The 24,155-nt window shown below is 33.0% G+C and carries 21 protein-coding genes and 2 pseudogenes; 3 read left to right on the top strand and 20 right to left on the bottom strand.

The annotated features are described in order from the left end of the window. Nucleotides 1–13 precede the first annotated feature (13 nt). The 7 genes from ACQKIC_RS10960 to ACQKIC_RS10990 all read right to left on the bottom strand — a co-directional run bounded on the left by ACQKIC_RS10960 (nt 14) and on the right by ACQKIC_RS10990 (nt 6,239). Complete coding sequence (locus tag ACQKIC_RS10960) at nt 14–2,140, bottom strand: AAA family ATPase (RefSeq protein WP_427591299.1); 2,127 nt, start codon at nt 2,138–2,140, stop codon at nt 14–16. A gap of 201 nt (nt 2,141–2,341) precedes the next feature. Beyond that, nucleotides 2,342–2,746 carry a C40 family peptidase gene (locus ACQKIC_RS10965; protein WP_427591347.1) on the bottom strand — a complete coding sequence of 135 codons (405 nt, stop codon included), beginning with the start codon at nt 2,744–2,746 and terminating at the stop codon, nt 2,342–2,344. A gap of 228 nt (nt 2,747–2,974) precedes the next feature. After that, complete coding sequence (locus tag ACQKIC_RS10970; protein WP_427591298.1) at nt 2,975–3,601, bottom strand: metal-dependent hydrolase; 627 nt, start codon at nt 3,599–3,601, stop codon at nt 2,975–2,977. 254 nt (nt 3,602–3,855) lie between these two features. Next, entirely contained in the window at nt 3,856–4,821 is a 966-nt protein-coding gene (locus tag ACQKIC_RS10975) for a nucleotidyltransferase family protein (RefSeq protein ID WP_427591297.1), read from the bottom strand. Beyond that, entirely contained in the window at nt 4,821–5,285 is a 465-nt protein-coding gene (locus tag ACQKIC_RS10980; protein WP_427591296.1) for a signal peptidase I, read from the bottom strand. Before ACQKIC_RS10980 ends, ACQKIC_RS10975 begins: the two co-directional genes overlap by 1 nt. Further along, on the bottom strand, nt 5,275–5,541 hold the full coding sequence (locus ACQKIC_RS10985; protein ID WP_427591295.1) for a PqqD family protein: 267 nt from the start codon (nt 5,539–5,541) through the stop codon (nt 5,275–5,277). The genes ACQKIC_RS10980 and ACQKIC_RS10985 overlap by 11 nt, the downstream gene beginning before the upstream one ends. Further along, complete coding sequence (locus ACQKIC_RS10990) at nt 5,541–6,239, bottom strand: hypothetical protein (RefSeq protein WP_427668629.1); 699 nt, start codon at nt 6,237–6,239, stop codon at nt 5,541–5,543. The genes ACQKIC_RS10985 and ACQKIC_RS10990 overlap by 1 nt, the downstream gene beginning before the upstream one ends. A gap of 471 nt (nt 6,240–6,710) precedes the next feature. Between ACQKIC_RS10990 and ACQKIC_RS10995 the strand changes: the two genes are divergently transcribed. After that, entirely contained in the window at nt 6,711–9,152 is a 2,442-nt protein-coding gene (locus tag ACQKIC_RS10995; RefSeq protein ID WP_427591293.1) for an Ig-like domain-containing protein, read from the top strand. A gap of 15 nt (nt 9,153–9,167) precedes the next feature. Beyond that, entirely contained in the window at nt 9,168–9,320 is a 153-nt protein-coding gene (locus tag ACQKIC_RS11000; protein ID WP_427591292.1) for a hypothetical protein, read from the top strand. A gap of 358 nt (nt 9,321–9,678) precedes the next feature. Here the strand turns inward: ACQKIC_RS11000 and ACQKIC_RS11005 are convergent. Both ACQKIC_RS11005 and ACQKIC_RS11010 read right to left on the bottom strand, forming a co-directional pair. Further along, nucleotides 9,679–10,007, bottom strand: a pseudogene (locus ACQKIC_RS11005) (ATP-binding protein); the annotation flags it as partial. A gap of 327 nt (nt 10,008–10,334) precedes the next feature. Beyond that, nucleotides 10,335–11,408, bottom strand: a complete 1,074-nt coding sequence (locus tag ACQKIC_RS11010; protein WP_427591291.1) for an acyltransferase family protein — start codon at nt 11,406–11,408, stop codon at nt 10,335–10,337. Nucleotides 11,409–11,668: 260 nt separating this feature from the next. Between ACQKIC_RS11010 and ACQKIC_RS11015 the strand changes: the two are divergent. Further along, nucleotides 11,669–12,721: pseudogene (locus ACQKIC_RS11015) on the top strand (IS3 family transposase). 918 nt (nt 12,722–13,639) lie between these two features. On the opposite strand, the gene ACQKIC_RS11020 reads toward ACQKIC_RS11015, so the two are convergent. From ACQKIC_RS11020 to ACQKIC_RS11070, 11 genes are all read right to left on the bottom strand, one after another. Next, nucleotides 13,640–15,202, bottom strand: coding sequence for a lipopolysaccharide biosynthesis protein (locus tag ACQKIC_RS11020; protein WP_427591290.1), 1,563 nt, complete (start codon nt 15,200–15,202; stop codon nt 13,640–13,642). Nucleotides 15,203–15,214: 12 nt separating this feature from the next. Continuing rightward, nucleotides 15,215–16,480, bottom strand: a complete 1,266-nt coding sequence (locus tag ACQKIC_RS11025) for a peptidase (RefSeq protein WP_427591289.1) — start codon at nt 16,478–16,480, stop codon at nt 15,215–15,217. Between the two features lie 19 nt (nt 16,481–16,499). Then, nucleotides 16,500–17,468: a polysaccharide pyruvyl transferase family protein gene (locus ACQKIC_RS11030; protein ID WP_427591288.1), complete on the bottom strand. Its 969-nt coding sequence runs from the start codon at nt 17,466–17,468 to the stop codon at nt 16,500–16,502. Nucleotides 17,469–17,727: 259 nt separating this feature from the next. After that, a complete protein-coding gene (locus tag ACQKIC_RS11035) occupies nt 17,728–18,930 on the bottom strand; it encodes a glycosyltransferase (RefSeq protein ID WP_427591287.1) in 1,203 nt (400 codons plus the stop codon). Nucleotides 18,931–18,952: 22 nt separating this feature from the next. Continuing rightward, complete coding sequence (locus tag ACQKIC_RS11040) at nt 18,953–19,573, bottom strand: acyltransferase (RefSeq protein WP_427591286.1); 621 nt, start codon at nt 19,571–19,573, stop codon at nt 18,953–18,955. A 13-nt stretch (nt 19,574–19,586) separates the two neighbouring features. Next, on the bottom strand, nt 19,587–20,327 hold the full coding sequence (locus tag ACQKIC_RS11045) for a glycosyltransferase family 32 protein (RefSeq protein WP_427591285.1): 741 nt from the start codon (nt 20,325–20,327) through the stop codon (nt 19,587–19,589). 3 nt (nt 20,328–20,330) lie between these two features. Continuing rightward, a complete protein-coding gene (locus ACQKIC_RS11050) occupies nt 20,331–20,669 on the bottom strand; it encodes a helix-turn-helix domain-containing protein (protein WP_427591284.1) in 339 nt (112 codons plus the stop codon). A 69-nt stretch (nt 20,670–20,738) separates the two neighbouring features. After that, on the bottom strand, nt 20,739–21,881 hold the full coding sequence (locus tag ACQKIC_RS11055) for a DegT/DnrJ/EryC1/StrS family aminotransferase (RefSeq protein ID WP_427591283.1): 1,143 nt from the start codon (nt 21,879–21,881) through the stop codon (nt 20,739–20,741). A gap of 2 nt (nt 21,882–21,883) precedes the next feature. Then, entirely contained in the window at nt 21,884–22,576 is a 693-nt protein-coding gene (locus ACQKIC_RS11060) for an HAD family hydrolase (protein WP_427591282.1), read from the bottom strand. Then, nucleotides 22,576–23,562 (bottom strand): ATP-grasp domain-containing protein, encoded by a 987-nt coding sequence (locus tag ACQKIC_RS11065; RefSeq protein ID WP_427591281.1) that lies wholly within the window; start codon nt 23,560–23,562, stop codon nt 22,576–22,578. Before ACQKIC_RS11065 ends, ACQKIC_RS11060 begins: the two co-directional genes overlap by 1 nt. Next, nucleotides 23,543–24,154, bottom strand: a complete 612-nt coding sequence (locus ACQKIC_RS11070) for a sugar transferase (RefSeq protein ID WP_427591280.1) — start codon at nt 24,152–24,154, stop codon at nt 23,543–23,545. The genes ACQKIC_RS11065 and ACQKIC_RS11070 overlap by 20 nt, the downstream gene beginning before the upstream one ends. Between the last annotated feature and the right edge of the window lies 1 nt (nt 24,155).

The following is a 24,155-nucleotide window of genomic DNA, read 5'->3' on the forward strand; positions in this document are numbered from 1 at the left end:
CTAGTACTAATCATTATGAATTGATAATTTTCAATTGGTCATCTTTAACGATAGCTTTGAAGTTTTTCACTTCAGGCTGTTCAAAAATATAGTCTGTTATGCCATCTTCAAGTTGTTCCTGAAGAACACGGCGAAGCGGCCTTGCACCAAACTGTGGGTGATAACCCATCTCAATCAATTTGTGCCTAGCTTCATCTGTCACGACAAGTGATAAGCCTTGAGCAATCAGGGTTTCTTCAAGTTCATGAATCATGATATCAACGATTTGTAATAAATCTTCTTTCTTCAGTGTGGAGAACTCAATAATACTGTCAAATCGGTTTAGGAATTCTGGTTTAAAGAAACTACCCAATGATTGTAGGATTGAAGCTTCTTCAACAGCAGTGCTCGTACCGAATCCCATAACTTTTTGCTTTTCACCGACTCCAGCATTACTTGTCATGATGATGACAGTATCTTTAAATGTCACAGTCCTTCCCTGACTATCCGTCAGACGACCATCCTCAAGAATCTGTAAGAACATATGCATCACATCAGGATGGGCTTTTTCAATTTCGTCCAATAAAATAATGCTGTATGGTTTACGGCGTACTTTCTCAGTTAATTGTCCTGCCTCCTCATGACCAACATAACCTGGAGGAGAACCAATCAATTTAGAAACACTATGTTTCTCCATGAATTCGCTCATATCTAAGCGAATCATTGCTTCTTTATCGCCAAACAGTTCCTCGGCTAGCGTTTTAGCCAATTCAGTTTTACCTACGCCGGTCGGTCCAACAAAAAGGAAAGAGCCGGTCGGACGGTTTTTGGATTTTAAACCTGCACGGCTTCGACGAACAGCTTTTGCAACCTTTTTGACTGCTTCTTCTTGACCAATGACTTTTTTCATTAAGTCCTCTTGTAGGTGAACCATTTTTTTCTGTTCATCTTCTTGCAACTTGCCTATAGGAATTCCCGTTTTTTGTTCTATAATCCTTTGTATATCTTCTACAGTGACGTTCGGTTTAGCTGCATTGGCTCCAGCCTGTAGGGATTTTTCCAACTTTTCTTCTTCATCTCGAAGCTCGGCCGCTTTTTCGTAGGCTTCTTCTTTTAGAGCCTTTTCTTTTTCTTTATAGATTTGTTCAAGACGTTGTGTTACTACATCCTCTTGTCTATATTCAATCGTCAAATTTTGTTTAGAGCCGGCTTCGTCCATTAAGTCAATCGCTTTATCTGGTAGAAAGCGATCTTGGATGTAACGATGTGAAAGTTCAACAGCTGCTTCCAGCGCTTCCTCAGTATACATGACTCCATGGAAAGACTCGTAACGATCTTTCAGACCTTGTAAAATGACTATCGCTTCTTCTGTTGTCGGCTCATCAACTTGTACGGGTTGGAATCGTCGTTCAAGGGCCCCATCTTTTTCAATTTTCCGATATTCAGAAAGGGTCGTTGCACCCACAAGTTGAAGTTCACCGCGTGCTAAGGCAGGTTTTAAAATATTCCCTGCATCCATTGAACCTTCAGCTGAACCAGCACCTACGATTTGGTGAATTTCATCAATGAATAGAATGACATTCTTTCTATCTTGTAATTCACTGATTAATTGTTTCACTCTTTCTTCAAATTGACCACGAATGCCTGTGTTCGTTACAAGGGATGCCATATCGAGTGAAAAAACCAGTTTGTTACGTAATTTTTCCGGGACCTTTCCTTCAACAATTGCTAAGGCCAATCCTTCTGCAATAGCTGTTTTACCAACGCCAGGCTCACCAATCAAAACTGGATTGTTTTTGTTTCGTCTATTTAACACTTCGATGACTCTTTTGATTTCTTCATTTCTTCCAATGACCGGATCAATGAGTCCTGCTTTTGCAACATCATTCAGATTGTGACCATACTCTTCAAGCAAACCTCCGTCTTTATCTTCTTGTACGGGTTTTGATGGAGGCATGTTGCTACTATTAAAAGGGTTGAATGAATTTGAAAATCCATCAAATTGGAACTTTCCTGTATCCATTCCTCCCATGGCTGCACCAAGTTTATTTCGTTCTTCTTTATAACAAGTGGAGCACAATTTGACATCATGCTGTTGCCCATTCATATTGAGATGAACCTGAATATTTGCTTGGTTTTCATGACATTTTTCACATAACATATGAGTACTCCTCCTTATTTATTATTACAAGTTATCATTTGACTTTGACTAACTTTGACCTTATGCCTTTATTATACATTGACCTTCTTTGACTTTCAAGAATTTTGCTTGACTAGTTTTAGTGCACATTTAATCTGTTAAATAAAAAAAGAGACTGAATTCAGCCTCAATCTCCGTTTCTATAAGGAATAGTTTTACTAATTATATACGTTTTGCCCCAATATACTTTGGTTTCCAATAACTATTATTCGTCTTTGCGTAGGAAACTCCCTTGGAAGATGCGGAGTGTATGAATTTATTGTCACCTATATATATCGCTACATGCGTTGGTTTTTTTGCTTTATTCGGTGAGAAGAACATTAGATCCCCTTTTTTCAAGGTTTTAACTTTCTTTCCTTTTTTGTAAATGTCAGCAGCTGTTCGCGGTAATGTCTTTCCAGCTTTGTTATATGAATATTTCACCAAACCTGAACAGTCAAAACCGGAAGAAGACATACCACCCATTTTATATTTCGTCCCTAATTCACTTTTAGCGGTTTTAATTGCTTTGGTATGATAAGATGCAGCTTCTACATTGTTTCCAGTAAAGGAACCAAATCCAATCATTGTAACTAACGACAATCCGACAAAAATTTTCTTTAACAATATAACTTACCCCCTGATGCAATATGCTAAACCTAATATACTAGAAAAGTCATAACATGCGCATCACAGGGACTTTACAATTATATTACATTAGTAGATTTAGGAAATAAACGATACTAAAATAAAGATCACCTTATATAAAAGGAAAGAAGCCGCAATGTCTCTATTAAAGAAACACTGCGGCTCTTCCTAAAATTCCTTTGAGAAAAATGGTAGCAATAACTTTACCCCCCGTTTATTAAAGGGCAGAAACTTCATATCAGCCAGCAAATGACTTATGTACCCTAAAATGCAAGTAGTGAAAATCCCTTCAGTCCCCAATGTCTCTTGGAACTGAAACGCAATCACTCCAAAGAATAGAACCCCCGCTATCGAATGGGTATAACTACGGTGCGGTGTAAAGGAAGCTAGTATAATATAAATTCCTAAAAGCCATAGCCAGTCAACATCTAAAGAGAGCCCAGTCCCTAAAATACCAAGACCTGTAAGAGTCAACATATGTCTTTGTGTTATAAAAGAAGAAATGATAATAATACCGATACCTGCGCCTACACCTAGCCATCTCTCCGTTTCAGAACTTGCTAGAAGACTATAAATGATCATAAGCACTCCGATGGTTTGAGCCAAAGTTCGAATGAATTTGTGTGAAAAGGTAATCTTATTACTCAACTTTCCGTCAATATCCATGTCAGGCATTAATCCTGAAACTCCACCTACACCGACTAGAAATAACGTAGTGGTTGGATCGGTCTGTAGAGTATTCGCCGTTAGAAATCCTACTGTTGCCCCTATTGCCATATGTGCTGTTCCGTTCACTTTCTCTCCCCTGTTCCTCTAAGAAGTTAGCTTACAAACAAGAAACGAATGTTTGTTCGAATCTCGTCTTTTTAACTATACATTATTTTGGATTAATTTTCTTTAAATTAGGGAAGAAAATTTACCTGTATGTTATCTTAGAGAGCTATATTCTTTATTGGAAGAGGGAAGTCATCAGATTGTTTTACGAACGAGCGTTAAACACATGAAAGTTCAAAGGAGCGAAGTAAAATAGTTGTGTAAGTGGATTCTATCTAATATTTAGGATGCAGCCAATGATAAAGCTCAACCATGCTATGTTTTGGGGAATCGTAACTAAGGAATGAATAATCAATGAAATCCACATACTTTTTTAATGAGGAATTCCGATGACCATATGAAGTCGGAATCTCATTGGGGAATTTGTTGAGAAAATGAAGAGTCGGTAACTGTTGGTACACAATCGATAAAGTCCTAATAATTCTTTTTTTCGTCTTATGCCGTTTTGTATCTTCCAGCAATCTTACATAATCAATATTCAGAGTAGAAATCAGTTGGATAATATCAATAAAGTACTTTAATGATTCCATATTGTGCCGCCATCCGTGTAGGCAAATCATATAAAAAAGATGAAACTCAGAAAGTTGTTTAATATAGAAAGAGTCATTTATTGATAATGCTTCCTCCCAAATTTCTTCAACACAAAAATTTGCAGTAGTCTGCTTTAAAATATCCCAATGAAGTTCGACCGTTAAGGGAATAGAAGAACCAGGTAGGACTTTACTGTATGAACGATGAAAATGGAATGGGATTGGTTTCCTCTCTTCTATGTATCCCAAGCTTTTAACTATATCAATGGCACGATCCATATCAGTAGGCATAATTAATAGATCAATATCAGAGGTTGGTCGTGATCCTAGATGACCAAAATGTTGTTCAGCAAATGCAGTTCCTTTTAACGGAATGATATCTATGCCGCTTTTCTCAAAATCATTCAGGATTTGGTTCGTTTGATTTTTAATAAGGATATTTTGGAATAAGACACGTTGAAATTTTTCTTTTAATATTTGTTGATAGAACGCCGGAGTTGCCTCCAACCTCCCTCCCTGCTTCATAATAGTATATGTTTGTGCGTGAACATTCGATTTTTCAATATCATCAAGAAGCCCCCAATAATAGGCTGAATCGTTGGGCAGCCCTATATGTGAATCATATAGGATTTGCAACAATGTAGGATTCATTAATTAACCCCTCCCTTTTTCCTTCGTTGAAAATTGATATACCTTCGTAAAACAATCGTCAACATTGGAACAGACATAATCAGTTTCCCCCATGTTTTAGCTAGAAAACTAGAAACATAAAGTTTAGTATGCCTTTTTTGGACATAAAGCAGCTTACCGACAATCTGTTCTCCATGTATGGGCTGATCGTAGCCCAAATTCGTGTCTCCTTTGAAAAGGAATTGCCGCTGTTGATTATTCTTCATTTCCTTATAATAACGGTGCGCAATCAATCGCTTTGTTGCACTATAAAACAATACAATATCTCCCTTTTTCAATTGAACTAGCTTACATTCGTTAAAATAGCAGATATCACCGCTTTTTATGAAAGGGTACATACTGTTCCCTTGAGCTGGTAGATGAAAAGATCCCTCTTTTTTCACAACAGTTTTAAATAAGTCTACTGTCTCTTTATCAAACAACATGCTGAATTAAACCAAAATGTAATAAGTCAGTTAAGTAATTTTCTATATCAATTTTAGATTCATCTTCTGTCGTGTCATATTGATTCGTGATTTTCTGAATCAAGGAATCCACTGTTTGAGCTTGGCTTAGAAGATCCCAACAATATCCCCCGATTCCGTTTAATTTTGTGACTGTGAATGTATCCGTATGTAAAATAATCCACTCATCATCAAGCTGTGTAGCTTCCACATGATTACTTTGTATATATTGAACCATTACGAGATCAACTCCCAAAAAGAATTATTTTTTTGAAAAAAAAGATCATATGCTGGCACCTGGTTTGCAACTTTAGTTAACATGCCCAAAATAACTTTAGTGTTCACTGGATCATCGGACCAATAAAACACTTTATCAATCAAAGTTAAAAGCGTGTCCGACTTCGCTAATTTACTTCTTCGATTAGTAAGTGACTGATGTAAAACTTGTATACTACCTAATGGTAAGTGGCCCTCTTCTCCCTCTGATCGTAGTTCACTTCGAAAAGGTGAATTAAAAACTTCTACTTTATCAGGGGTAACTTTTAAAATGGTCGCTTCGTCCGACAGAAGATTTCTGGGATATGATAGTTTAGCAGCCGTTGATTTTCCAGCCCCCGAATGCCCTGCAAAAATATGAGCTTTTCCGTTATCAATAACACAGGAGGAGTGAATTAACAGCCCCCATTCATGATATACAATGAATGAACTATATAAATTTATGAATGCATGCTTTAAAGCCAACTCATTATAAGCGGAAATCTCGGCAAATTGGTAATCTGTATCTACTTCGACTAGATAATCCGACCTTCGAAAATAAATTCTATCAGCCGTATTAGTAACATTCACCTCGTAATCTACAAAAGGTTCTCCAAATTCCATCTGGACGGTTATGGTGAGATCAGGATTTTTATTCGAGCTTCCTAAATCACGAAACATTCCGTCTATAAAATCAGGAGCATTTTCTATCTGGATAAAATGTTCCCCTATTTTTGTGTGGGTTATTTTCATAACTAGTTCCTTTCTTTGTATTATTAGTAATATTATCCTATAGCGATAATTATAATGGATTATTTATTCTTTTTAAAGAACAAATTTCAAGCAATATATAATATAATGCTCATGAATTTAAGGATACTTGCCGTTTTTATAAGTAGAAATGATGATTTAATGAATTCATTAATTATTTTTCAAACGTATTGTTCTTTATCGAGAACGATGGTATTCTGAAAAATATAGGGTATTTAGTTCTATATAACGTGAGATATATCGAGTGAGTGAGGAATACATACCATTACCTTCAACCTGTTCTCTCCGTGCTTATTCTTTATAAATAATATATTTTGATAGGGGGAGGATACCAAAGATAGTTTAGTTTCTATAAAACATTCTTTACTGGGGGAAGATTTTATGTTGTTTACAAGGTATTTCAAAACGCTCACGATTTTAATGCTAACGATTTTCTTTATTTATCTAAACGGTAGCTCGCAAGCCTTTGCAACAAATGGAGGTGGAAAAGGCAATAAGTCTGTGCCTGTAACGGGTGTTTCCTTACATCCGGATACCTTATATATGAACATTAAGGATAAAGATGAAAGACTTACGGAAACGATTAAACCTTCTAATGCCACAAATAAACAGGTGACCTGGACTTCCTCAAATACTAAGGTAGCCAAGGTATCTGGAAGCGGGGTTGTCCATTCTGTAAGCGCTGGGTCCACTACGATTACTGTCACAACTAAAGATGGGAATTTTAAAGCTAGAACCACAGTAATAGTTAGTGATCCTAATATTGCTGTAAAAGGTGTTTCTTTAAATCCAAATTCCTTAAAGCTAAACATCAATGATAAAGATGCTCCACTCACTGCAACAATAAAGCCATCCAATGCCACTAACAAAAATGTCACCTGGACTTCATCCAATCCGAGTGTAGCTACAGTTTCAAGTAGCGGGCTTGTGCATCCTGTCAAACCGGGTACAGCAACAATTACTGTTACAACTCAGGACGGGAATTTTAAAGACAAAGTCACTGTGACGGTTTGTGACCCGGTTATCGCTGTTTCATCTGTGTATTTAAATCCGAAAATAGTAACCCTTACTGTTGATGGAGAAGATGCTACATTAAAAGCAACAATTAAACCATCGAATGCGACAAATCAGGAACTCATTTGGTTATCTTTTAACCCAAAAGTAGCTACCATATCTTCTGATGGAGTGGTGCACGCCATAAGTCCTGGAGTCGCCATAGTAAAAGTATTTACCAAAAATGGACATTACGATTGGTCCTTAATAACCGTTTGTGCTAGTAAACTAGTACCTATTAAAAGCTTATCACTTAACCCGAAAAATTTAGACATGACTGTCGGTGGAAAAGATGCAACAATAACAGCCACAATTACACCAAATAACGCTACTAACAAAAACGTCGTCTGGTCTACTTCTGACCCTAGTATTGCCACTGTGAAAAATGGCATCGTCCATGCTGTCGGTCCTGGCACAGCTATTATTACTGTTTCAACAGAAGATGGCAAACTTCAAGACAAAGCTAAAGTCAGTGTTACAGTACCAGTGACAGGAGTAAGCGTTGATCCTAATTCTCTCAATCTTACAGTAGGTGGAAAAGATGCAAAGTTAACTGCTTCGATCGCTCCATCCAACGCATCAAATAAAAATGTCACTTGGTCTACCTCTGACCCAAGTGTGGCAACTGTCGATAACGGTGTCGTTCACCCAGTCGGACCAGGTAAGGCTATGATTACCGTTACGACAGAAGATGGCGGGTTTACCGATACAGCAACTGTTATTGTAACGGTTCCTATAACCGGTATATCACTTGACCCTAAATCACTTGACCTAATCGTAGGCGGAAAAGATGAAAAACTAACTACTACGATTGCTCCATCCAATGCATCAAATAAAAATGTCATTTGGTCTACCTCTGATCCAAGTGTAGCCACTGTCGATAACGGAGTCGTTCACCCAGTCGGACCAGGTAAAGCTACTATTACCGTTACGACAGAAGACGGTAGTTTCACCGATACAGCAGCCATCACCGTAGCGGTTCCAGTTAATGGAATATCACTTGATCCAGATTCACTTGATCTAATTGTTGGTGGAAAAGACGCAACGTTAACTGCTACGATTGCTCCATCCGATGCCACTAACAAAAGTGTTACTTGGTCTACTTCTGATTCAAGTGTAGCCATTGTAGAAAAAGGTATCGTCCACCCTGTTGGACCAGGTATAGCAATTATTACCGTTACGACGGAAGATGGAGGATTCACAGATACAGCAACCGTTACTGTAACAGTACCAGTGTTAAGCGTATCACTTGACCCTAAAACACTGAATTTTAATCTAGGTGATGCGGACCAAACTTTAACAGCAACACTAAATCCTTCTTACGCCACTAATCAAAGGATTACGTGGTCTACCTCCGATCCGAGTGTAGCCACTGTAGAAAATGGTATCGTCCATCCTGTCGGTGTAGGTCAAGCGACCATCACGGTTACAACTGATGAAGGTGGCTTCACGGATACAGCTATCGTAACCGTTAGTAATCCTGATACAAAACCACCGGTTACCAAAAATAAGATGACACCTATTTTCAACGATAAAAACACCTATATCATTGCATTAACTGTTACTTACACAGCAACTGATGATAAATCCGGTGTAAAAGAAACCATATACCGTATAAACGGTGGGACTTGGCAAGTCTACACGAATCCATTTGATGTCTACGCCGAAGATACCCACACCTTGGAATACTACAGTATAGATAAAGCAGGCAACAAAGAAAAAATCAATGTATACGATTTCGACAAAGGAACATGCTCTTGTTCTAAATAATAAGGAGGAATTATTATGGAAGACAAAGTAAAAATGAAATATGAAGCACCCAAAGTTCTGCATCATCAAAATGTAACATTTGAGACAGCTATCTCTTCTGGTACAACAGGACATTGGGAGTTTCAACTTATTGAAGGAGGCTGGAAGAGGGTTTTTGTTCCTGGTTAACTGGAAATAAAATATTAATATTGAAAAAGCCCGTTATAATCGTGTAAGTTACGATTATAACGGGCTTTTCTTGTAGAATTCATATAAAATCTCCTATGATATATCCCCATTCTATAATTCTAAATGGCTTTTCTACAATAGACCAAGCTTAAGTTAATGTTATATTAGATAACTTGTCCAATCAAAGAAATCTCCACCTCATATAATATCTAAGACAGATAAAAAACACAGCAAAAAATATAACGATATCCATAAATTGAATATTAATGTCATCATCGGTGCTAAAATACCTGTATTCGACAATCAAAAAAATGCATAAAACGGCAATCAATAATGTATCCACTTGCCAACGATTAAATTAGTTGTGTGTAACTGACTCTTTGTAGCGATGGCTATCACCATTAAATACGATTAAGTGTGAATGGTGAATGAGCCGGTCAATGACTGTCTCAGTTAAGATGGGATCCCCGAAGACATGATTCCATTGACCAAACTGTAGATTCGTCGTAATAATAATGCTCTTGGTCTCGTAACACATAGAAATGACTTGAAATAATAATTCTGCCCCCTTTTTATGACATCTAGTTTTTCCATTTGCTTGAACAACTTATTAAGCGTCCCTTTTTCATTTGCTTCTAATAATCGATTGACCAATGACACCACTGTGTAGAATTTAATGGACTTGCCAAACCTAACTATATTTCAAAGCTACAGTACTCTAATTGATGCATTTTTATTTTCACGGTTACGGGGCGTTTTGGGACCTTGAGTGGGTGTAAACCTCCCATTTCTCAGCGGGTCAATTGCGCTCTCATTCCTTCGTCATGCCTATCCAAGGGGTGGAGGCCAGTTATGCTAACCTAATGGGTCACATTGCCCTTTTTTTAATAAACCTGGTACTCCATAAATATTGGAATGTTTTATTTCTATGCTGCTAAAGGGATTATTTTTTGGACTTTATTTGGACAGTAAGACTCATTTCGTCTTGCTATTCCTACAAAAATCCTTGCTAGTTTACCTATCAGTCTCATTATTGACTTCATTTTTAAATACCCTGATTACTCGTGCGTCATTTGTTTTTTGCTTTATAAATTTTTTTCTCAAGTAGATCATTTGTGGTTTTTCTACTATAAAATAAAATATACAGCCTACAAATATGGCAATAATACAGGTAATCAATTCTATAGTTCCATTATTAATATCGTTAATAAAATCTATCCTTTTAATAATAAATGGCATTACAATTAATGTTATTAAATGGGTTAAGTATATTGAATATGAGGCATCTCCTAAAACTATACATATTTTTGGAATTTTAATATTTAAAGAATTATTTATTTCTAATCTAACAACACCAAAGATTATTATTGAGCAAGGAATTCCCCAAAATATTACTCTGTGCAAATTCCAAATATCCAATAAATCTAACACCATCAATAGAACAAGTGTAGTAATTCCAAATGTAGTAATCCACCTTAAATTTTGAAATTTATTATTTACAACTAAATATGCTATTAAACAGCCCAATAAAAATTCAATATTCATTGAGCTTAACATCAATCTGATTAACGGGATATCTAGAACTTCATTAAACAATACATTGAAAATAATAATAAAAAATACCCAGGAAATAAATAACGGAAAAATTATTTTTTTATTTAGAATAAACAAACTAAATATAAAATAAAATAATAACTCATTTTGTAATGACCAAGCTACTCCTAGTATTGGGTCTTTCTCTTGTGGTAAAAGTAAAAAAGATTTAATAATATATTCTATTGAAAAATCACTAAAGGGTAGTACTACAACAAGATAAATCATTGTTACAACAAAATATAGAGGATATATTCTTAATAACCGCTTTTGTATATATGGAATTAACTTATCTTTTTTTCCAAAATCCGAATAGTGTTTATAGAAAATAATAAAACCACTTAATACAAAAAATAAGTCCACACCTGAATATCCGAACTGAAAGATAGATAAAAAACCTTGGTAATCTGTACCGTGATAAAAGACAACAAGCACTGCAGCTATACCTCTTAAAAGTTGAAGTGAGGTAAAATTGTGGACTTTTACATCTGGCATTTTTCCACTTCCTTACTTGGTTTTAGTTTTTAATTTTCTTAATTATGTACTTTTTGGAGTTAGTAATGTCTCTTTGACACAATAGATCTTCTATCACACGGGTAATTTAGTAACCTATCGTTTTAAGAAAGATTTGGATCGTCTATACTTATCTGGACAGTTATTTTAAGGTTAGTTACACTTAACATACTACAGGTAAAGGAGCACCCAAGATTACCAAAAGAGAGCGCCGTACATTCACTTCCGAATTTAAAAAACAGATGATTCAACTTTATCAAATTAGAAAAACCAGAAAGGCACTTATTGAAGAATATGAACTGACTCCTTCTTCTTTAGATGGATTAAACAAAGTGAAAACACAGGTTCTTTTAAGGGAAAAGACAATCGTTCTCCCGAGAAAAGAAACTTATCAAACTACGAAAAGAATTGAAACAGTTACAGATGGAGAATGATATTTTAAAGCAAGCAGTGATGATACTAGACGAAAGTAAATGTTATTAAGCGAAACAAAGACAAATACTCGGTATCATTCATGTGCAACGTCCTGAAGTTATCACGGAGCACTTATTACTACGAAGAAAAAGAACGGAAATCAGAAGACGATATGACACCTATTATAGAAAAATTTGAAAAGAACCGTAAGGTATATGGAACACGCAATATTAAAGTAGAGTTAAAGAAGCTCGACCTAACGGTCTCCAGACGCCGAATTGGCTGAATTATGAAAGAACAAGGCTTGTATCATCTTATACCGTCTCTCAGTATAAGCCGCAGAAATCCTCATGTAACGAATCATCAGTCCTTGCTAACGAATTAAATCGGGAATATCAACAAGAAGAAGAAAAAAAGTAGTGGTCAGCGATTTAACATATGTCAAAGTCAAAAATAAATGGCATTACATATGTGTCTTTGTCGATCTCTTTAATCGTGAAATTATTGGTTTTAGTACGGGTTCTAATAAGGACGCCCAGCTTGTGGCGCGCGCATTTGCATCCATCAAAGGAAGCCTTCATCAAATTCAGCTCTTCCTCACAGATCGAGGAAATGAATTTTAAAAAAATCTAATAGATGAAACCTTAACCACATTTAATATTGGCTGTTCTCTTAGTATGAAAGGGTGTCCATTTGATAACGCCGTCGCGGAAGCGACCTTTAAAATCATTAAAACTGAGTTCGCCTATCAAAAAACATTTGATAACTTAGCCCAGTTAACACTCAAATTTGGAGACTATGTGAACTGGTTTAATAAGCTCAGAATTCATGGAACTCTTGGCTACTTAAGTCCAATAGAATATAAAAAAATTATTCCTTGAAATAGTTGTTTGATTTAGTGTTGACAATCCAATTGCATGACTCCGAAGGAATTACAAGTCATACACAAAAGAAAAAATTCTTTTGAAACAGGAAGTTAAAACTTTAGAAATGCTATGCGAAAAGTAAACGATACTGATTTTATCGAATTTATCTAAAAACATATGAATACGTATACCGCATACAGAAAATTTTAAAGTATTTGAGATCCCAAGAAGCAGCCTGGATCTCTTCAACCCGTCGTATCAAATCACGAACAGGAAAACAAAGAACTAACGAACGAAATTCATCTCGTGTTGCTAGGAAGTATGGAACATCATGTTACCTCCAAGATACATGAATTTTTCCAACCAAAGTTTTGCTTAAGTCTAAAGCCTGTGCAATGCCTAAGAGAAAGGTGAAAATTCGTTCTATCATTAAGATATAAATACCTTCATTCTCTGTCTGACAAATGGGTTAACCAGTTAGAAAATTTGCTAACACGAGACTTTACCACCCAATTCATTAATAAGAAATAGGTATACCTTTATCCACACGTTTCAGACGGATATGTTATTTTGCTTCTGTATTGGTTATTCATTCTAAAAAATATAGTAGGTTTTTCATTATATTAGGATATAGTACAATAGAGCTGGTCATAAAAGTTTTCAATAACGTCCGTTCTCCAAAAGAAACCTCGGCGAGCTTAGTACTTCATACTGTTCTTGGTTTAAAATATACAAGTATTGAGTTTAAATAAACGTATTAAGCAATCTTCAGCTAGAAAGGTTGCAAGTACAATATCTAGACTACCAAACAATAAAATTTAATATGTTCCAATTTATGAGGGGAGGTATAATAGAAAAAGGAATCACTGCATTTTATGGGAGATACCATACCCCACATGCCATTGAAGATCGAATTAGAAATACAGCTAAAGATTAACCTTTTTGTATCCATTTATTGATTAGACCATTTCTCTTTAAATATTTTTTATTTCCAATAAGAGTATTGGCTATACTTATTAGATACAATAGCTCTTCCGATTTTCTAAATACTATAAAAAATATTATGTTAGGAATAATAAGACTTGTAATTGCACGAATAAAAAGATTTGTAAATGAATTAAAATGAAAATTAATATACAAGGTGTCAGTAATTAATATAGAAACTAAAATTAAAGTGAGATAGATAGAATATCTAATGAAATACAATTTAATAGGCTTTTTAAAAATATACTTATAAATAATAAATGGGTCATACCAAAAATAGGTGCATAATCTACTAATAACCGTTCCTATGAATATACCAGAAATTCCAATAATTCGAACAAGAATGACAGATACAATTATATTTAAAATAGCAGCTACGATTGGTCTATATTTCCCTTTGTTAAAAAGTCCTGTTGTTTCTCTATAGATAGTTGAGGCATTTTGCATTCCTGTTGTTAAAAAATTAAGTAGGATAGAAAATACAATTAATTTATTGAAAATATATCCTTCCCCTAACCAAATAGTTATAAAAGGGTTTATTAAATTCCAAATCAATACAGAACAAAGTCCATAAATCCAAAAATTAGAAAAGTTAATTACACGGAAAATTAAATATTTTTTTTCAACATTTTCTTTCACCACTAAATTTCCAACACTAGCATTCAGTGAATAAAAAACATGGCTCAAAAAAGTATTAAGAGTAGATATGATTAAAAGATAGTTTGAATAAACTCCTACCTGAATTATACCCACATACTTGGCAATAAGAATGTTATCAGTCCCATTAGTTACTACTCCACTGATCTTGTATAAAAATAAGGCGTATAGATTTTTGTAAAATTCTTTCTTTTCTGTTTGATTTAATTTTTCTTTATTGTTTTGTTTAATATAAGGATATAGTTTATTTGCTTTTTGAGCTATGTAGATATTTTCTATAATTCTAAATAATATTTGAATTGCTAATGTTAAGATGTAACTATTAGAAATTAACAATATTATAATTTGAAATAAATTAGATAAAATAATAAAAACACTATGAATTTTAGAGATTATGTGATTCTTCTGATCAGCAATAATGATCGACTGTTTATAAATAAAATAATAGGATGAAACAGAATTAACTAAAAATAATAAATAAATAATATTTATATGATCCACGAATTCTTCACCATTTATAAAATAAGGTATAAATGGAAAAATTATTATCCCTAACAAAAATACAACTAACCCAATGATTCTATATGCCCTTTGATATAAATTCATTAAAGCCTTGATTTTCTGTAAATCATTGTTCGCTAAAGGCTTATACAGACTATAAATCATTGCAGTGTCAAACCCTAAGTTTGCTAGAGAAAGCATAATTAGTATGCTTGAAAATAGACCTTCAACTCCTATATATTCAATACCAAGGGTATATATAAATACCGTTCTTACTACAAAACCCATAAAGACACTAATGAGTTGGCCTGACAAACCGAAAAACATATTCATAATACTATTTTTTATTCTCATAATTTTAGTAACTCAATAACCACTTTCAAAGATTTTATCTATTTTGGTACTGATTTTTCTTTTTAATATAGGAAAAAATTTTGTAATCCTATATTTTAATAAGGAGTTTTTTCGTTCTGTTACAAAATTATAAGATAAAAACCAATCAAATCTATATTCTGAAGAGATATTATTATGATTTTCTTTAATTCGTTGTTTAATTGTATTCCAATACATAATATTTATTTTTGTAAAAAATTTTATATTATCATATAAGAACTTTTCCACATGATATGACAGGTTATTTGGAATATTAAACCCAAAGTCTTTTGGGTTTTTTCCTTCTGCAACAATTCCTAAGATAGTTCTTAAACATTTTTCACAATTACAGCAATTCTCTTCATTTTTAAAACACACTCTAATATTAATAGTCTCTTCTATATTTGAAAAATAGTCGACCACAACTTTTGTTTTATCTTGCCTTGTAAGTTCAAAGGCATCATGAAATACTTTGCCTGAGGCAAACCTTATTTTATTATCAGTCGTGGGGTCAGATGCACAAGGAACTTCTAAACCTATAGAATTTGAACTTGCAATATATATATATTCTACCTTTAGTTTGAAAGCTATTGGGATTGCAGATGATATTATTGCCAAACTATGATGTAATCCATGCCACCATGAATCACCTAATTTTTTTGAAAAATCTTTGTCAATATTTCTTGCGTTAATAAAATTCCCGTAATTTGATTGAACCAATATATTTTCCAAGCCATATTTCTCAGCAAATTCTACTGCATTTTCTTTATCAGCCTGCCACACGTCACTATACTCTATATCACTTTCATGCCATCCAAACTCTGTAATTAATAATGGATTTTTATCTTTAACCCTAATAAATGTTGTAATTGCATCAAGACCACCACTAAATAAAGAAGCTACCTTATGAATTGGCTCATATGAGTTATCAATAATTTTCTCAACTATGATTTTTCCTTGAAAATTTATATTCGGAAACATTTTCTGATATGCTTCTTTCAAATTGTTTAAACATTCATAAAAAGATTTATCTAATTCATTTATCTCTACAGTAGAATTAGTGATCCAGGCAAGGGGGATAACATTCGATAAAAAAGGAATGGTAAGTATACTCTCTGGAATGTCGGTTATATCATAATTATATTCAATAAATAAGTTATTATTAGCATTAAAAAATTTTTTTAAATTTTTAGTAGTATCGAAAAAATAATCCACTCTATTATTTTTAACTATAATTTTATCCAGCACAATGCTTTTCATTAATGTCACACTTCCTTCTTCAGTTTTCGAATTGTTTTAACCATGCATTTACCCGCTTATAATTCACATTCACTTTAGTAATAATTTGGGAGTTGATCATATTCTCTAGTTGATTAAAATTATCTCTATGAATGGTATTTATATTATAAGTTTCGGCCATTCCTTGAGCTCTTTCATCGATAGAAATAATAATAGAACGTTTTTTGTTTCTCATAGCAAATATTCCACCATGTAAACGTGTTCCAATATAGTCAATTTCTTTATCTAGTATTTTTTCATACTCTTCCACTGTTGGTGGGATAATTTTTATTTTTTCAATATTATTAAAAACCTTAAAATATTCTAAATCTTTTGCATCTTGGACCCAAAAATAAATATTTTTATAATTTTTATTTAGAATGTCTATTAATAATTGATCTTTCTCAATATCTCTAGAATGATGTGTAAGAGTAAAAACTACTTCATTAGCTTTTGAAGTAGGAATGTCATTGCAAAATTCAGGTGTGAGTAACCATAAGGAGGCACAGCCTGTATTTATAGCTTTAAATCCCATATCTTCTACAATTTTTTTAGTTCTTTCATCTCTCACACTATGAATATATTTATGCGACAACACTTTAGAATATAATACTTTTGTATAAGTATTTACCTTAGTACCTTTCCCAGCGCCCACCCCTACTAAAATACTCCCTTTTAAAGGGTGATAATTAAATATATTTATATTCCACTGCGGAAAATGTGTGACCATATTCATAGTTAATAAATTTGAACCACCAACAAACTTATATTTTGCTTCACTGTATATTTTCACTCTACTCGATCGTCTAGCCACTTGGTACCAATGAAAAGGTGATACATGTGTAGGAAGTGTTAAAGTAAATCTATTGTTTGTTATTCCTAATAATTGATGTCTAATACATTTCATAATTATGTCATCACCTTTATTAAGAGACCCTACCGATGTGTCTAGTAATAGTACATTATCCATATTGAAAATCCTCACTTTATTATTATATTTTCATCTTTAAAACCTTTATTTTTATTTACTAATGAGTAATAAAATACTAAAATTACCTTTTATGCTGTCTTATTCAATCCAATATAATTTATAAGGGTTTGATCCCCAATTAACCCTCGCAAATTTAACTGTTTGTTAGTCTAGATAGTTTGCTTAATTAACTTCTTTTTTATTAAGCTAGAAGAATTGGTATAGGCATTATTATATGGTCTTGTGTTATTTATTTACTTCAACCGTTAATAATTTCATATAATTTTTCTAATTCATTTTGGTTATTATAATTATTTCTTTGACAGTTTTTACTTAGACAAATTCTTTGATCAAAATCCTTGTATAATACCTCTATATTTTTAGCCAATCCTTCCACTGTTAAATCGCATATAATACCATCTTTTCCATTTTCAATTTGACTCTTGGAGGAAGGGTAGTTGGTTATTATAATTGGTTTCCCTAATATTTTTGCTTCGGTTACGGTAACTGCTTTACCTTCATAGCGTGATGGTTGTACGTACAAATCACATGCTTTTATATAAGGATATGGATTTGTTTTTTTACCTAATAAAAAAAAACTTTCGGTTAGGTTATTTTCATTAATTAACTTTTTAAGTTCTCCCTCGTATCCTCCATAGCCAACTACATACCACTTTATATCAGTAAAACCATTATCATGTAATTGCTTCAAAGCTCTAACAGCCATATCAAACCCTTTTACATAAGATAATCTTCCGACTGAAAGAATATTAAAGGTTTCTTCTTTTTTATTCTTGAATTCTATACTTTCCTCAGACATACTTTTTATGAATTCAGGAGAAGTAATATTTTCAATGAGAATTAGTTTATTCTTTAAGGAAGGATACTTAGTCAAGAATGACTTGGTTGTTTCATCAGAAACCGATGCGATATAATCGAACCTTTTCCATATGTTTAAATCTAGTTTATTGTCTATTTCTAATTTGCTAAAGTCAGTATGAATCCAGGCTATTTTTTTTATTGCAACTACCTTTTGTGCTAGAACGTCATGTGGCCAGGCATAACTAATAGCAAAATCATAGATTTTTTTAAATTTTGGCATTCCATATAAAGAATACTTAGTTGCAAGCTGCATTTGAATATATCCAGGTCCTTCTTCTAACTTTTCTTTTTTTGCTTTAATATTTGCTACACCCTTACTTACTAATCTGACTAAAGAGCTATAAAGGTGGCCTTCTTTTATACTTTGTCTAATAGATTTTCTAAACACTGTGTATGGTCCTATTTCTGGTAGTATATTCACTTCCTTAGGAATCAAACTTAGAAACTCTCCTTTATGATGAAGAATAAACAAATCTACATTGTAATCATCATAGTTGAAAATTTCTAACATATTAATTAAGCTTCTTTCCATACCGCCAATTTCCATATCATAAATAGATATCAAAATATTTTTTTTCATATAATCCCTCATTTGAAATATATTAACCTACAACCTTTTTGTTACGTTGAATATACTCATTTTCTCTTTTATTCAAAAATAAGGTATTTTCCGGAATATTCCCTTTCACTACACTTCCAGCTGCAATGACGGCATTATCACCAATAAAAGTATTCCTTAAAATCACCACATTAGACCCAATCCACACATTTTTTCCAATAATGACTTCACCAGTTATTAGATGACTGTCATCTATATATTTATAATTGTGATCATGGTCATTAATACTTACATTAGGCCCAATTTTAGTCTTAGTTCCTATTAAAATACTATTCACACAATTAATATTGCAATTATCGTTTATAAAAACTTTATCTTCTATAACTAACCTTCCATCGAAATCAAGACGAAGGCTGGCATTTTTTCTAATAAATACAAACTTACCTATAATGACTTTTGCCCCTTTATTAAAAATCTCTATTTTACTATTTGCCTGTAAAGTAAAAATAGTTGATTTAATATTTCTGAAGAACAAAATTTTATAAAAAAAACCTCTAGAGTAACCAATCATGTATGTGATATACATAATGATGGTATAGTATAGTCCTCTTTCACGACGTTCAGCGGATAACACCTTTATAACCTTTTTTAAAGTTTGTATCATCCAACATATCTCCTTAAAAATTCTGATATAGTTGCCTTAGTTTTGCAATGTTATTTCCACCTATCACACGAGATAACATTTTCTTTAATTTACTTTTGAATCGTACTCTAGCAGGCAGCCAACTTTTATAAAAATGATGCATGGCATACGTTTCACCTGTTATTAATGTTCTGCAATTAATATAATCATATGGTGAAAAGTAGGTTTGGGGATAAAATACACCCATATCCTGAAGTTCTTGGTACTCTCCATTTTTGATTAAACCTAGATTTTCTATTAATTTAGTGACAATTGCTACATTTGTTAACTGATCTAAGCTACCATCTTCTTTTATGAAACTTTTCTTCTCGTAGGAATCAAGAAACATTTTTATTAACTCATTCTCTTTAGTTGCACCAATCGTACTTGTCGCAATATAATTTTCCTGTTCAAATCCCCAAAATGAATCATGATGAAGTAGATCATCAAAAGATTTAAAGATTTCTACGTCAGTATCTAAGTAAATACCACCCATATGATATAAGGTATGAACACGAACATAATCACTGACAAAAGCAAATTTCTGTGTTGTGTATGCTTCTTGTACATAGGTATTTATATTAAGGTTAAAATTATCTTCATTCCATTCAATAATTTCATATTCAGAAAGGTGTTTTCTCCAACTGTCCATACATTTATTTACAATATCAGGCTTATCTTTTCCACCGAACCAACAATAGTGGATGACTTTCGGAATTTTATTATTTGAATTCATAAATTAATCCCTCTTATTTTGCCATTTAATAAACTCTATTAACGGTTTGTACTCTTTTATTTGGTCTTTTTTAAGACCATTTTTTTTAAGTTCTTCTACAAAATCTATCCATTCTTTTTCTAAGTAGCATGGATTAACCTTGGTAGTCTCTTGTTTTAGTAGTGTTACGAAATCAACATTTAAAACGTTCGCAATTTTCTCCATAACTTGCAATGAGGGATTTTTATTAAGGCTACGTTCTATATTACTTAGATAAGACTTCGAGATTTTTGCCTGTTGAGCAAGTTCCGATAAGGTATAACCTCTTTTCTTTCTTAACTCTGCAATATTTTTTCCAATCATATGTTTACCTCTTCACTGTTTTTTTCATTTACCAATTGGAGTAATGGATTAATGGAGTGTAACCATTCTTTATGTTAATAGTTTTTTTATTGAATGAATGACTCTCAGTTGATCGTCACGGGTCATATTGGACCCGGATGGCAGACAGATTCCCGTCTTGAAAAGTTGTTCAGAAACACTTGTTTCTCTAGTATGAGGATAGTAATTGTAAGTCTGAAAAAGAGGCTGCAAATGAAGGGGTTTCCAGACATGTCTTGCTTCAATATTTTCTCCTTCAAGAACATCAAGTAGTTTTGGTATAGGAATTCTTATTTCTTTTTCATTCATTGTCAAAGCTGTCAACCACCGATTAGATTGGGTATTTTCTAATTCGGGCATAAATGTAATTCCAGGTAGATAAGCCAGTTCTTGATAATATAAATCGTATATTTCTCTTCTGGCTTTAACTCTATCTGTTAACACCTCTAATTGACTTCTTCCAATTCCAGCAAGAATGTTACTCATCCGATAATTGTAACCTAGTTCACTATGCTGATAATGAGGTGCTGTATCTCTTGCTTGAGTGGCTAAAAACCGAGCTCGTTCCATTGCTGAAGTATTATTAGAAACAATCATTCCCCCGCCAGAAGTTGTAATGATTTTATTTCCGTTAAATGAATAAATACCTAAGTCTCCAAATGTGCCACTGGCTTTTCCTTTATAAGTGGCACCAAGTGACTCTGCTGCATCTTCAATTATTGGAACTCCATACTGATTACAGATTGATAGCAATTCATCCATATTGGCGGGTTGACCATATAGATTCACAATAATTACAGCCTTAGGAAGATTCCTTGAATAAGCAGCTTCTTTAAATGCTTTTTCTAAGGCAAGTGGTGACATATTCCAAGTTTCTGGCTCTGAATCAATGAAAATAGGTTCTGCATTCTGATAAAGAATTGGATTTGCAGTTGCAACGAATGTAAGACTTGAACAAAAAACCGTATCTCCTTTCTCCACATTTAATAAAGAAAGAGCCAAATGGATTGCTGCAGTTCCAGAACTAACTGCAACGGCTTCTTTCACTCCTACATATTCTGCTACTTCTTTTTCGAAAGCATCAATATTGGGTCCTGTAGGTGCAATCCAATTTGTTTCAAAAGCTTCATTAATATATTTCCATTCATTCCCACTCATGTGAGGTGACGATAAAAGGATTTTTTTCTCGTTCATTACTACACCTCCATAAAACTACAAATTTCCCCACATAATAATTCTCTTAATTTAGATATAGAAGTAATTTTATAATGAGCTTCATACTCAGTATCTACACTTAAATTTTTATATATTCCTTGTTCTGTTTGTATTTGTATTGTCAACCAACCAAGTTTTTTTGCTGAAATAAAATCCTTGGTTGCATTATCGCCAACATATAGCAGGTGAGGTCCATCTAATTTAAAATGCTCCATTACTTTTAAATATGGAACATTACTTGGTTTCCAATTCTCACGTCCATACTGATCACTATAAATTAAAACATCAAAATATTTATCCAATTCTAATGCCTTTACTTTTTTTTCTTGAGTAGTTAAAAAGCCATCAGTAATTAAACCCATTTTATATTTTCTATTTAACCATTTAATAATATTTATAGTTTCATCTGAAAGTGAAATATTTGGAGTGTGATTTCGGTATACAAAAACTAAGTTTTGAATATCAAGTTCACTATAACCAACATTAAGAAATTCTAGAGTTTTATTAAATAGATTATTTCTTACTCCTTTATTAAAAAGTAAGATCGCTATCTCATAAAAACCTTTTATATTATTAAAACTTAAATGATTATCAACTGCTTTAAGTCCACTCTTCACAAAATCATATTCCGGGTACAAAGTATCATCCATATCAAATATAACTGCACCTATCATTAAATTTTATCCCTATTTAGAAAAATAGCATCATCATATCTCAACATTAAAAGACCGTCATTCCAACTATCCATATTAATAGAAGAATCCGTATTAGTTAATGTTTCAATAATAAATTTAGGGAAATTAGCACCAGCTTCAATTGATAATGGTGAACCTCCACCGAAGCGAGGGTTTATTTCTATAAACTTTATATCTCCATGATTTGTATAGAAACATTGCAACGTAATACATCCAATTACGCCAGGTAATTTATTTATAACATCCTTTGCAGCATTCATTAGGAGTTTATTTTTTACAGTTAACCCCTTACTGACTTCACCAGCACGAGTCTCTATCCTAAGTCTAGGTACAGCTGTTAGATATTCCCCATTAAAATCAACAAATACATCTATTGTATATTCATTTCCAGATAAAAATTCTTGTAAAATTGGTTGAGATATATAGTCCTTAAAAAAATTCAGTTCTTTTCGATTATTAATTTTATATACTCCTATACTGGAGCTACCTTTTGCTGGTTTAATTAAGTATGGAAATACTGAATTTTCGTCTAATAGGACATCTTCAATATTGTATTCTTTAGGGCATTCAATATTATTTTCTTTAAAAAAGCGAGTTGTTTTACTCTTATCAAAACAAATTTCGTTTACTTTAAGAGATGAGGCTAATATAGTTACACCTAATTTCTCAAATTCCTTTTTATGTTTAGAAATTATACAAAGTTCTGAATCTATTAATGGGATTAATAGATTTACTTCGTTTTGTATACAGATTTCTTTTAGTTTAGAAATATAACTTTTAGCATAGACAGGAGGAACAATTTCATGATGATGAGAAACAAAAGCGGCTGGAGATGTACTTTTAACGTCACATGTTATTATCTTCCCAGCATTATTTAGTTCTTTAAGCTCTTTTTTAAAATGCTCAATTAAAGAAACCCTTCTTCCACTACTTGTAAACAGAATATTAATTTTTTTTGTTTTCACTTTTGATTTCTCCCTTGAAAATTGGCATAGTAACATTAACATCTTGATTTATTCCATCAGACATTAATACTTTTTTTATAGTGATAAAAAGTATTTCAATATCTAAACAAAAAGTATTATGATCTACATACCAAACATCCAATTTGAATTTTTCTTCCCATGTTATTGCGTTTCGCCCATTTATCTGTGCCCATCCAGTAATACCAGGGCGAACATGATGTCGTTTAGCTTGATCTTCTGTATATAACGGAAGGTATTCCATTAAAAGCGGCCGTGGCCCTACTAAACTTAGATCTCCTTTAACAACATTGACTAGCTGAGGCAATTCATCTAGGCTGAACTTTCTTAGTGAGTTACCAAATGAAGTTAATCTCAAGTGATCCGGAAGAAGTTTCCCTTGATTATCCTTTTGATTATTCATGGAACGAAACTTGTAAAGATAAAATGGAGTTCCGTTTAGACCTGGTCTCATCTGTTTAAAAAGAATAGGTGATCCAAGTCTAATCTTTATTAATGCACCAATAATTAAGATTAGTGGGCTTAAGCATAGTAATAAAATGATTGATATGAATAAATCAAACATTCTCTTCATA

This window comes from Peribacillus sp. NPDC046944 (assembly GCF_050272735.1).
Taxonomy (GTDB): domain Bacteria; phylum Bacillota; class Bacilli; order Bacillales; family DSM-1321; genus Peribacillus.